Raw genomic sequence first — 632 nt, 5'->3', positions numbered from 1 at the left:
CGAACCGGCCGTGAGCCTCGTTCAGATTGGCGCGCTCGAAGTCATCTCGCTCCGTCTCTCGATGCCGCTCGCGGGGGCCTGGACTGCGGAGGCCGAGGTGGACGCGGGCGAGCCTCTCGCGGGCTCGGTCGTGATCGCCATGGGCGTGGAGGATGCCGCTCCGGTCGAGTTTACAGGGACGGTGCTCGAAAGCCGGGGCTTCGAGGGGCGCGCGCGTGCCTTCATCGTCGGCGGGCGCGGTGGCCTGCGGCGTGAGCTCCCTCCGCGGCAATATCAACTCGCCCCGCCGCGCCTCGTCGTCGCGGCGATCCTCCGCGAGGCCGGCGAGGAGGCGGGCGAGCTCGAAGGGATCGACGGGCTGCCGCTCCTCGCGCGGTGGGTGCGGGCGCGGGCGCGGGCCGCGGAAGCGCTCAACGTGGTTTGTCGACGGGCGGGCGTCTCGTGGCGGGTTCGGCGGAACGGTACAATCCGCGTCGGCGGCGAGACGTGGCCCGCGTATCCCGGTCGGCCGTTCTGCGTCTCGGAAGACGGCGCGCATGCGCGGGCGGTGTTCGCGCAGGAGGCGCCCGACATCGAGCCGGGGATGCTGCTCGATGGGCGGCGCGTCGGGCGGGTGGTTCACCACGTGAACG

1 protein-coding gene is annotated in these 632 nt (G+C 73.3%); it reads left to right on the top strand.

The genetic code is table 11. The features are described 5' to 3' along the window. Positions 1-10: 10 nt before the first annotated feature. Positions 11-632 (top strand): hypothetical protein (locus tag QHF84_RS50185; protein ID WP_281320793.1); only part of this gene is annotated, 622 nt, incomplete at its 3' end.

The organism is Polyangium sp. y55x31, from assembly GCF_029946505.1.
Taxonomy (GTDB): Bacteria; Myxococcota_A; Polyangia; order Polyangiales; family Polyangiaceae; genus Polyangium.
The sequence above is the reverse complement of the archived record's forward strand: the minus strand, read 5'-3'. Positions and strand labels throughout refer to the sequence as shown.